Genomic DNA, 10,348 nt, shown 5'->3' with positions numbered 1-10,348 from the left:
CGGGGACTCCTCCCCGCCCCGGATGTCCATCGTGATCAGCGCGAACGCGATGGATACCAGCAGAACGAGAAGCAGTCGGCTCTCTCGTGTGTCCCTCACGTGCGGCGGCCGTGCCTTTCTGGAACAGGAAATCAATGGGGAGTCTCCCCCACTAACGATCCGCCGCGTGGAGTGGTGTCCTCCACGCGGCGGATCGGGGGTGTCCGGCCGGGGTGCGCGGCGGGGTGCTCAGCGCCTGGGCTGAGCGTCGAGGACCTGCTGCAGGGCCTCGAACTCCTCGACGCACTTGCCGGAGCCGAGCGCGACCGAGTCCAGCGGGTCCTCGGCGATGTGGATCGGCATACCGGTCTCGCGGCGCAGCCGCTCGTCCAGACCGCGCAGCAGGGCGCCGCCGCCGGTCAGGACGATGCCCCGGTCCATGACGTCGCCCGACAGCTCCGGCGGGCACTTGTCGAGCGTGGTCTTGACCGCGTCGACGATGGAGTTGACCGGCTCCTCCATGGCCTTGCGCACCTCGGCGGAGGAGATCACCACGGTCTTCGGGAGCCCGCTGACCAGGTCGCGGCCCCGGATCTCGGTGTGCTCGTCCTCGTCGGTCTCGTAGGCCGAGCCGATGGTGATCTTGATGCTTTCGGCGGTGCGCTCACCGAGGAGGAGGCTGTACTCCTTCTTGATGTGCTGGATGATCGCGTTGTCCAGCTCGTCACCGGCCACCCGGATGGACTGCGCGGTGACGATGCCGCCCAGCGAGATGACCGCGACCTCGGTGGTGCCGCCGCCGATGTCCACCACCATGTTGCCGGTGGCCTCGTGGACCGGCAGGCCCGAGCCGATGGCCGCGGCCATCGGCTCCTCGATGATGTGCACCTGGCGGGCACCGGCCTGGGTGGACGCCTCGATGACGGCCCGCCGCTCGACCCCGGTGATACCGGAAGGCACGCAGACCACGACCCGGGGGCGGGCGAGATAACGCCGCTTGTGGATCTTGAGAATGAAGTAGCGGAGCATTCGCTCCGTGATCTCGAAATCGGCGATGACCCCGTCTTTCAGGGGGCGTACCGCGACGATGTTGCCGGGGGTCCGGCCGATCATCTTCTTCGCCTCGGCACCGACCGCGAGAATGCCGCCGGTGTTGGTGTTGATGGCGACGACCGACGGCTCATTGAGTACGATCCCGCGACCCCTGACGTACACCAGCGTATTGGCCGTCCCGAGGTCGACTGCCATGTCACGTCCGATGAACGACATATTGTTCGCCATAGGGATACATCTGGCCTTCCAGCTGGAGCGATGTGGGCGGGGAGGTCGGCACGGGGGTGCGATGAACGGTGCGCGCCTGGGGGGTACTCCCGCGCCCGGACGGGAGTCCGGGGAGGAGTGTGGCGGCTGATGCCATCGTATCCACGGCCGGTCGAACACGGAGCGCCGGAGCGCCGCTTTCGCCATTGTCGCGGGAACCGTGCCCGCCCTCCATCATGGTGACGTCGTGTTCGGGTGACGGGTTCCCTCGTTCGACTGTACATACCACAAAGGCGGAATGCGCTCAGGCTGATGCCGCAGGCCGGACCCCGTGTCGGACTGACGGGGATTCAGCGGGGATTCAGGCGCGCCCGGGGAAGAAGATTTTCAGCTCGCGTTCGGCGGATTCCTCGGAGTCCGAGGCGTGGATCAGGTTCTCCCGGACGATCGTCCCGAAGTCACCCCGGATGGAACCCGGCGCGGCGGCGATCGGGTCGGTCGGCCCCGAGAGGGTGCGCAGGCCCTCGATCACCCGCTCGCCCTCCACCGTCAGCGCCACCGAGGGCCCGGAGGTCATGAACTCCAGCAGCGGCTCGTAGAACGGCCGGCCCTTGTGCTCCGCGTAGTGCGTCTCCAGCGTGGCCCGGTCCAGGGTGCGCAGTTCGAGCGCGGTGATGGTCCAGCCCGCCTTCCGCTCGATGCGGCCGATGATCTCGCCGATCAGACCCCTCCTGACCGCGTCCGGCTTCAGAAGGACAAGGGTGCGCTGGGACATGGTGGGCGGCTCCTGGGGAGACAGGGGGATCCGGGAATTCCGGGGAAGTATGAGCGGCACCTTACCCAAGACGCGGGCCCCGTCTCTCACCAGGGCCGGGGCTACCGGGCCGCGGCAGCGGCCCCGGCCGCGTGCGCGGCCTTGATCTCGTCCACCTTCCGGCCGAAATGGACCGATGCCCACCACAGCCCGGCGAAGATCACGCCGAGCACGAACATCGCGGGAACCACCACGCCGCTGGCAATGAGCGCGATCTGCAGGGCCCAGCCGAACTGCACCCCGCCGGGCCGGGTCACCCAGCCGCACAGCAGCAGGCACAGCACCATCGCGGTGCCGCTGACGGCCCAGACGGTGGCCGCCGGGGTGTCGGTCAGCCGCACCGCGACCAGCGCGGCGAGACCGATGACCAGCACCTCGGAGATCAGCGTGGAAGCGCACAGGGTACGCATCAGCGGTCCCCCGCTTCCCGGCCGCCGCGCCGTCCCGGGCCGCGCAGCAGCATGCGGGCTTCACCGACCGTGATGACGGAGCCGGTGATCAGCACCCCGGCCCCGGCGTACTCGTCCTCCGCCTCGGCCAGCGAGATCGCCGCCTCCAGCGCGTCGTCCAGCCGCGGCTCGACCTGCACCCGGTCCTCGCCGAAGACCTCCACGGCCACCGCGGCGAGCTGGTCCACGTCCATCGCGCGGTGGCTGGAGTTCCGGGTCACCACGACCTCGGTGAAGATCGGCTCGAAGGCCTCCAGCAGGCCGCTGACGTCCTTGTCGGCGCTGGGGCCGACCACACCGATCAGCCGGCTGAAGCCGAACGCCTCGGAGACCGCGGCCGCGGCGGCCTGCGCCCCGCCCGGGTTGTGCGCGGCGTCCAGCAGCACCGTGGGGCTGGAGCGGACCACCTCAAGACGCCCCGGGGAGGTGACCGAGGCGAACGCGGCGCGCACCACCTCGATGTCCAGCGTGCGCGACGCCTGGGTGGCGCCGATGCCGAAGAACGCCTCCACCGCCGCGAGCGCCACCACCGCGTTGTGCGCCATGTGCTCGCCGTGCAGCGGGAGGAAGATGTCGGGGTACTCGCCGCCCAGGCCGCGCAGGGTCAGCAGCTGCCCGCCGACCGCGATCTCCCGGGACACCACGCCGAACTCCATGCCCTCGCGGGCCACCGTGGCGTCCACCTCGACGGCGCGGCGCAGGATCACCGAGGCGGCCTCGATCGGCTGCTGGGCCAGCACCACGGTGGCGTCCTGCTTGACGATGCCGGACTTCTCGGCGGCGATCTCCGCGGGCGTGCCGCCCAGCCGGTCGGTGTGGTCCAGGCTGATCGGGGTGATCACCGCGACCCCGGCGTCCAGCACATTGGTGGCGTCCCAGGTGCCGCCCATCCCGACCTCGACCACCGCCACGTCCACCGGGGCGTCGGCGAAGGCCGAGTAGGCCATCGCGGTGAGCACCTCGAAGAACGAGAGGCGGTACTCCTCGCGGGCGTCCACCAGCTCGACGTACGGCTTGACGTCCTCGTACGCGGCGACGAACCGCTCGGCGGGCAGCGGCGCGCCGTCCAGGCTGATGCGCTCGGTGATGGACTGCACGTGCGGGCTGCTGTAGCGGCCGGTGCGCAGCTCGAAGCCGCCGAGCAGCGCCTCGATCATCCGCCCGGTGCTGGTCTTGCCGTTGGTGCCGGTGATGTGGATCGCCGGGTAGGCGCGCTGGGGCTCGCCGAGCACGTCCATCAGGGCCTTGATGCGGGTGACGGAGGGGTCGAGCTTGGTCTCGCCCCAGCGCTTGGACAGCTCCGTCTCGACCTCGCGCAGCGCCCGGTCCACCTCCGGATCGGCCGGGCGGTCCGGCACGCCGTCCCCGGCGGGCGGGCCCGCCTGGGTGCGCAGCGTGCGGCTGCCGGCCTCGATCACCGCGAGATCGGGGTCCCGCTGCGTCTCGGCACCGATCAGCTCCTCGAAGGCCGCGGCGTCGAGGTCGCCGGGTTCGCCGGAATCGGGGGGCTCGGGGCGGGAGTGCTCAGTCACGGTGCCAGTCTACGAACCCCCACCGACACTCACCGCCCCTTATCCGGATCGGTATCCAGGTGAGAGGTGGCGGCGGGCTCCTCCCGGCCGGTGCGCTCGTCCGCGACGAGCTGCCCGTCCCGCAGCGTCAGCACCCGGGAGCAGCGCCCGGCCACCGCCTCCTCGTGGGTGGCGATCAGCAGGGTGCAGCCGTGCTCGGCGGCCAGCCGCTCGATCAGGTCCATGACGCGGGCGCCGGTGGCGGAGTCGAGATTGCCGGTGGGCTCGTCGGCGAGCAGCAGCCGGGGCCCGGCGATCAGCGCGCGGGCGATCGCCACCCTCTGCTGCTGGCCGCCGGAGAGCTGGGAGGGCAGCGCCTTCTCCCGGCCCGCCAGCCCGACCGCCGCCAGCAGGCCGGTGGCGCGCTCGACACGGTCGAACGGGGTGTCGGCCCTGCGGCGCGGCAGCAGCGGGGCCAGCACGTTGTCCAGCGCGGTGAGCGCGGGCAGCAGGTGGAAGCGCTGGAAGACGAACCCGATCCGTCCCCGGTAGCGGGCCAGCTCGCGGCGGCCGAGTGCGGTGATCTCCTCCTCCCCCACCCGGATCACGCCCGCGTCGGCGCGCTCCACGGCGCCGATGAGGTGCAGCAGGGTGGACTTCCCCGAGCCGGAGGGGCCGGTCAGCGCCACCGACTCGCCGGCCCCGATGTCCAGGTGCACCCCGTCCACGGCGGTGATCCGGTTCTCGGGGCCGGAGCCGAACGTCCGGCGCAGGTCCTTCACGGTCACCGGGACGCCGCCGGGTCCTGGGCTGTTCATCGGGCGGCCACCTCTCGTGGGGATCTGCGGGTCGTGGACGGTCACGGATGTCACTGACGGCTGAGCAGGGCGGCCAGGGGCAGGCCCCGCACCAGCCGGACCGGGAAGAGCGAGGCGGCCACCGCGAGACCCACCCCGCCGGCGGCGGCCACGAGGGCCGTACCGAGGACGCCGGCGGGCAGCGCGCCCACCACCCACGCCACCAGTCCCGCCCCGGCGGCGGCCCCCAGCACGGCACCGGCCGCGCCCAGCAGCGCGCCCTCGGCCATCACCAGCCGGGTCAGGGCGCGGTCGCTCCAGCCGGTGGCGCGCAGTACGGCGAGTTCGGCGTCCCGCTCGCGCAGGCCGACGTACAGGACATCGGCGAGCGCGAAGGCGCCCAGCAGCACGGTGAGCGCGACGGCGGCGAGGTCCACGGCCCGGATCTCCAGCGTCACGGCCTGGCCGAGCAGCGTTCCGGCGGCGGCGCCCCGGAAGTGCCCCAGGACGGCGGTGACGAAAGTGACGGCGGCGATACCGACGGCCAGCGAGAGCACGGCCAGGGCGGCGCGCACCGGCACCCGGGTGACCTGGGCGGCGGCCAGCGCCGGCACCGAACGGCGGGCCCAGGCCCGTCCCCCCGCCACCACCGGCGGACGCAGCACACCGGCGGGCCCGATCCGGGCGGCGCGCAGGGCCGGTCCGAGCGCGGCCAGCAGGGCGAGGGCGATGACGAGCGGCACGGTCAGCAGGACGAGGGCGGGCCGTACCGTCAGCCCGGTGAGCCCGGCCAGCACAGGGGCCAGGACGGCCGCGAGCACCCCGGCGGTGGCCGCGACGGCGGCGACCTCGCCGAGCACCAGTGCGGCGAGGCGGCGCCCGGACCAGCCCAGGCAGGCGAGTGTGCCGAGTTCGGCGCGCCGGGTGCGGACGGAGGCGGCGACCAGGTTGCCGGTGAACAGCGCGCACACCAGCAGCACGAGACCGGACAGCAGCACACTCTTGCGGTCCGCCTCCCGCACGAGGTCGACGGCGGCGCCCTTGCGGGTCCAGTGCTCCTCGATGAGCAGTCCGGGGCGCCCGAACTGCCCGGCGGCGATCTCCACCTCGCGCGGCGCGGGCGAGGAGCCGACGGTGATGTCGACGGTGAGCCCGGTACCGGTGGCGATCCGCTCGGCGACCTGCCGCACCCGCTCCTGGGACGCGTCGTCCAGTCCGGTCACCCCCGCGACCCGCACCCGCACGGCGGACAGCGGCGCGGCGGCCTGCTGGGAGGCGGGGTGCAGCAGGTAGTCGAGGGAGGCGAGGTTGGTGAGCAGCTGGGGCGGGGTGGCGAGATACCCGGTCGGGTTGCTGTTGGGCAGCCAGGGCCGCTCCCCCAGCAGCTCCCGCGACCGCTCGTCCGCCCCCGGGGCGGCGGCGGGGCGGTAGGACTCCAGGGGAACGTCGGAGAGTTCGGAGAACTCCTGGACGGCGCCTGGGTCGAAGGTGCCGACGGCGTTTCCGCCGGCGCTCGCCAGGAGCTCGGTGGTGCCATACAACTGACGGAATCCGGTGTCCTGGGTGAGCCACGGCGGCACGCCCTCCCCGAGGGACACTTCCGTCGTCCAGTTGTTCCGGGTGTTCTGGTCGGTGGTGTCGGGCCGCAGGACATCGGTCCCGGGCCGGTACACGGGCGGGTCAGCCTGTTGGAGTCTGTTGAACCACACTCCGAAGTCATCCCGTTCCACCACGCCGGTGTAGGCGGTCGCGTAGTCCCTGGTCTCCGAGCCGAGCGGCTCGACCGGCACCTGCGGCAGTTGGTGTTCCATGTCGGCGGAGGTTCTGCCGGGCAGGTCGGCGGCGTCCATGGCGAGGCGGCCCACATCGACGCGTACGGACTCCTCGGTCTGCGGCTGTGATGACACCAGCATCGGTATGCCGACCCGGTCCATCCCCGGGTGCCCGTCTGTCACCTGCGGCGGGTCGGCGGTCAGATAGACGCCCTTCACCATGGCCGAGTCGAGTCCGACCAGAGCTGCCTCGGACGCCGGATCGATGGCAGCCGCCAGCAGCGTCGTGGGCCAGGGGATCCGGATGACGGCCCGTTCGCCGGCCTTCGGGTGGTCGACCTCGCCCGTACCGGTGGTGGAGAAGGATCCGTCCTCCCGCCACTCGACCACGATCAGCCGGTCCCGGCCTTCGGACGTCAGTGGATCGGCACGGTGAGCGTAGTGGTCGAGCCGGCACAGAGGCAGCACGTCCCCATGGGGCAGGATTTCCGCGGCCGGACGACTGTCCTGGCAGCCGCCGGTGTCGATGCGCAGCACTTCGCCGTCGAGCAGATAGCCGTCCTCCAGCATCACGCCGTCCGAGAACGGAACCTTACGGGGCTCCAGGACGCGATTCGTGGTGACGTACACGAAGTCCGGCCCGGGATCCAGCGCCTGGGTCAGCCCCCGATCGGCGATCCAGGTGCGGTCCAGCCTGAGCACCTGCTGGTCCAGAGCGGGATCCAGCGACTCCGTGATGTCCACGTCGATCCACAGATCCGTCCTGTGGTAGCCCAGCATGGCGATCGGGGCCGCCACCTCCACTCCGTCAAGGGCGGCTATGCGCTCCCACTCCTCCAGGGTGATCCCGCCGAACTGGGCGGACAGAAAGTTCGGCCGGACCTCACCCGCCTGGGCTTCCAGTTCGCTGGTGGCGCCCACCGGGCGGACCAGGATGTCGTACGCGGCCCGGAAGTTGGCGTCCGCCGTGGCCTGCACCCGCAGCCGGGAGGTGTCGACGGAGCCGGTGAGCAGGATGAACCCCATGCTCGCCACCAGCACGCCGGCGAGCAGCGTCACCGCCCGTGCGGAACGGCGGCGCAGTTGTTGGGTGATCAGGGCGAGCACGGGGTCCTCAGGGGTGGGATGACCAGGCGGTCACGGACGGCGGCCCGGCGGGCCGCCGTTCCTCGTGGCGGACACCGTAGAGACCCCGCGCACACAGTCGGTACACCGGACACCACTCCGTCCCTCGAAACGCTTCGACAGCACGGTCCGCCGATCGGCCGGAACGGCGAGCCGCATCCTGCCCACACACACCGGTTCCCAGGTGAAGCGCTTCACCTCTATGGTCGGATCTTGCGTCACCGGCACCATTCGTTCCGTAGTTCCCCAGGGGTGGGAGAAGTCTTCGATGATGCCCGAACCGCGACTCGTGTTCAGGCTGTTGGGTCCTGTGGAGATCTGCACTGGGGAGGGGAAGCCACCGCCGCGGGTCGGGAAGCCGCAGGCCGTGCTCGCCGTGCTGCTGCTGCGGCCCAACCGGGCGGTGTCCTTCGACACCCTGAGCGAGGCGCTGTGGGACGGCGAACCACCGCTGTCCGCGCTGTCGAACCTGCGCACCTACGTCCACCGGCTGCGCCGGGCCCTGCCCGGCGACGGCGCCGACATCCTGCTCAGCCATCCGGGCGGCGGCTACGAGTTGCGCCTGTCCCCGCACGACAGCGACCACTTGGTCTTCGGCCGGCTCGTGCACCGGGGCCGCGATCTGCTCGCCGCCGCTGACCCGCGCGGCGCCGCCGTCGCTCTGCGCCGTGCCCTGGAGCTGTGGCGCTCCGAGCACGCCGCCGCCGGGCTCGACCGGCGCGGGCCGCTCGCCGCCGAACTCGCCCACCTCGACATCGAACGGCTGCGTGCCCTGGAGGATCTGGCCGGCACCTGGCTCGCCCTCGACGAACCGCGCCGCGCCCTGGACACCGCCTGGCAGGCCGTGACCGCCGACCCGCTGCGCACCAGCGGCTGGCAGTACGTGCTGCGCGCCCACCACCGGCTCGGCGAGCACGGCCGGCTCACCGAGTCGTACGCGATGGCCCGCGCCGCCTTCCGCGACAGGCTCGGCCGCGACCCCGACGCCGAACTCGCCGAGCTGTGCGAGCGCTTGATGTATCGGCCATATGCGGGGGCCTCCTCACGTTCGGGGCCGTCCAGCCACCGAGGCGAGGGGGGCCGATGACGTATGTCCTGCTGAGCTGCCAAGTCTTGCTGGCCGTGGTGTTCCTGGTGTCCGCCACCGGCAAGCTGCGGCCGTCCGGGGTCCGCGCCCTGCGCCGCACCCTGCGGGAACTCGGCCTGCCCGCCCGCCTCGTCCCCTTGACCGCCGGTGCCGTCATCACCGCCGAGGCCGCCGCCGGTCTGCTGGTGCTGCCGACACCCACCGCCCCCTACGGCCTGGTGCTCGCCGCGCTGCTGCTGTCGGCGCTCACCGCCGGCGTGGCCCGGGTCGTCATCGGGCGGCGCGCGGTCAGCTGCGCCTGCTTCGGGCCCGGCGTCCGGCCGCTGCGCGGCGTCCATCTGGTGTGCAACGGGGTGCTGTTGCTCGCCGCCGGGTGCGGCCTTGCGCTGCTGCCCGCCGCCGGGCCCGCGCACGCCGAGGTGCTGGCCGTGTCGATCGCGGTCGGCTCGGTGGCCGCGCTGGTGCTCATGGGCCTGGACGACATCACGGAGCTGTTCTTCCCGTCCACGATCAGGAGGCGCACGTGATCGCCCTGGTACTGTCCGGGCTCGCGCTGGCCGTCATCGCGCTCAATCTGCTGCTGTGCTACGGCATCATCTGCCGGCTGCGCGCGGAACCGGCCCATGTGCCCGGCCCTCGGCCCACCGACCACACGGTCACCGGCCTGCGGGTCGGCGTTCCAGGACCACATGAACGACGAGATGACGGCGGCCGAGAACATCGGCCTCGGCGGCCCCGCGCACGCCGATGACCAGCGGCGCGTGGAGGAGGCGGCACGCCGGGCGGGCATCCACGACGTGCTGGCGGCGCTGCCGGCCGGCTACCGGACCATGCTCAGCCGCGGCTACTTCGGCGACAGCGGCGAGGACGACGGCGTGGTGCTGTCCGGCGGGCAGTTCCAGCGCCTGGCCCTGACCCGTTCCCTGATGCGCGAGGACCGGGACCTGTTCGTCCTGGACGAGCCGACGTCCGGTCTCGATCCTCCCCCAGACTCCGTCCGGGGGGACCCCCAGCCCAGGCCGAGGTCGGCCGGCTGATCCACCACCACGGCGCGGGGCGCACCCGGGTGCTCGTCTCGCACCGGCTCAGCGAGATCCGCGACGCCGACCGGATCGCGGTGCCGGCGGACGGCCGGATCGCCGAACTCGGCACGCACGCGGAGCTGCTGGCGGCCGGCGGCCACTACGCGACGGCGTTCCGCAGCCAGGCCGCGGGCTTCCAGCTGGACGGCGCGTGACCGGGCGCCGGGGCAGGCGGGGACGGTGGGCGGGCTCCGTGGCCGCGATCCTCGCCTGCGGCGCACTGGTGGCGTGGGCACGCCGGGGGTTCCTGTACAGCAGCGTCGAGGGGCGCAGCATGGAACCGACCCTGTACGCCGGGGACCGGCTGCTGGTGCGGCGGGTGGCGGCGGGGCGGTTGCGGGTGGGGGATCTGGTGGTGTGCCCGGTGCGGTTGCCCGGCGGTGCCGTGTTCCTTCCCCCGCCCGGGGAGAGCGTCCCCCGGCTGTGGGTGAAGCGGCTGGCCGCGCTGCCCGGGGACCCGATGCCGCCGGGC

General features: G+C 72.5%; 11 protein-coding genes and 1 pseudogene. 5 read left to right on the top strand and 7 right to left on the bottom strand.

Annotated elements, in window-relative coordinates; genetic code table 11:
- The 7 genes and pseudogenes from ACFV5N_RS18545 to ACFV5N_RS18515 all read right to left on the bottom strand — a co-directional run.
- Nucleotides 1-99: pseudogene (locus tag ACFV5N_RS18545) on the bottom strand (rod shape-determining protein MreC); the annotation flags it as partial.
- Nucleotides 100-228: 129 nt separating this feature from the next.
- Nucleotides 229-1,248 carry a rod shape-determining protein gene (locus ACFV5N_RS18540; RefSeq protein ID WP_019432861.1) on the bottom strand — a complete coding sequence of 340 codons (1,020 nt, stop codon included), beginning with the start codon at nt 1,246-1,248 and terminating at the stop codon, nt 229-231.
- Nucleotides 1,249-1,600: 352 nt separating this feature from the next.
- Entirely contained in the window at nt 1,601-2,014 is a 414-nt protein-coding gene (gene ndk / locus ACFV5N_RS18535; protein WP_385600778.1) for a nucleoside-diphosphate kinase, read from the bottom strand.
- A gap of 101 nt (nt 2,015-2,115) precedes the next feature.
- Nucleotides 2,116-2,463, bottom strand: a complete 348-nt coding sequence (locus ACFV5N_RS18530) for a DUF4233 domain-containing protein (protein ID WP_385600775.1) — start codon at nt 2,461-2,463, stop codon at nt 2,116-2,118.
- Entirely contained in the window at nt 2,463-4,034 is a 1,572-nt protein-coding gene (locus ACFV5N_RS18525) for a bifunctional folylpolyglutamate synthase/dihydrofolate synthase (RefSeq protein ID WP_385600772.1), read from the bottom strand. Before ACFV5N_RS18525 ends, ACFV5N_RS18530 begins: the two co-directional genes overlap by 1 nt.
- 29 nt (nt 4,035-4,063) lie before the next feature.
- Nucleotides 4,064-4,831: an ABC transporter ATP-binding protein gene (locus ACFV5N_RS18520; protein WP_385600769.1), complete on the bottom strand. Its 768-nt coding sequence runs from the start codon at nt 4,829-4,831 to the stop codon at nt 4,064-4,066.
- A 50-nt stretch (nt 4,832-4,881) separates the two neighbouring features.
- Nucleotides 4,882-7,689 (bottom strand): FtsX-like permease family protein, encoded by a 2,808-nt coding sequence (locus ACFV5N_RS18515; protein WP_385600766.1) that lies wholly within the window; start codon nt 7,687-7,689, stop codon nt 4,882-4,884.
- Nucleotides 7,690-8,017: 328 nt separating this feature from the next.
- On the opposite strand from ACFV5N_RS18515, the gene ACFV5N_RS18510 reads away from it, so the two are divergent.
- The 5 genes from ACFV5N_RS18510 to ACFV5N_RS18490 all read left to right on the top strand — a co-directional run.
- Nucleotides 8,018-8,794 (top strand): BTAD domain-containing putative transcriptional regulator, encoded by a 777-nt coding sequence (locus ACFV5N_RS18510; protein ID WP_385600764.1) that lies wholly within the window; start codon nt 8,018-8,020, stop codon nt 8,792-8,794.
- Complete coding sequence (locus tag ACFV5N_RS18505; protein WP_385600762.1) at nt 8,791-9,321, top strand: MauE/DoxX family redox-associated membrane protein; 531 nt, start codon at nt 8,791-8,793, stop codon at nt 9,319-9,321. Before ACFV5N_RS18510 ends, ACFV5N_RS18505 begins: the two co-directional genes overlap by 4 nt.
- 96 nt (nt 9,322-9,417) lie before the next feature.
- Nucleotides 9,418-9,831, top strand: a complete 414-nt coding sequence (locus tag ACFV5N_RS18500) for an ATP-binding cassette domain-containing protein (protein WP_385600759.1) — start codon at nt 9,418-9,420, stop codon at nt 9,829-9,831.
- A 29-nt stretch (nt 9,832-9,860) separates the two neighbouring features.
- Nucleotides 9,861-10,031, top strand: coding sequence for a hypothetical protein (locus ACFV5N_RS18495; RefSeq protein WP_385600756.1), 171 nt, complete (start codon nt 9,861-9,863; stop codon nt 10,029-10,031).
- A 38-nt stretch (nt 10,032-10,069) separates the two neighbouring features.
- A partial coding sequence (locus ACFV5N_RS18490; protein WP_385600753.1) for a S26 family signal peptidase occupies nt 10,070-10,348 on the top strand: 279 nt, incomplete at its 3' end.

It is taken from the genome of Streptomyces sp. NPDC059853, from assembly GCF_042731495.1.
In the GTDB taxonomy this organism is placed as follows: Bacteria; Actinomycetota; Actinomycetes; order Streptomycetales; family Streptomycetaceae; genus Streptomyces.
Note: the sequence above shows the minus strand (reverse complement) of the source record. Positions and strands in the feature narration are given on the sequence as shown.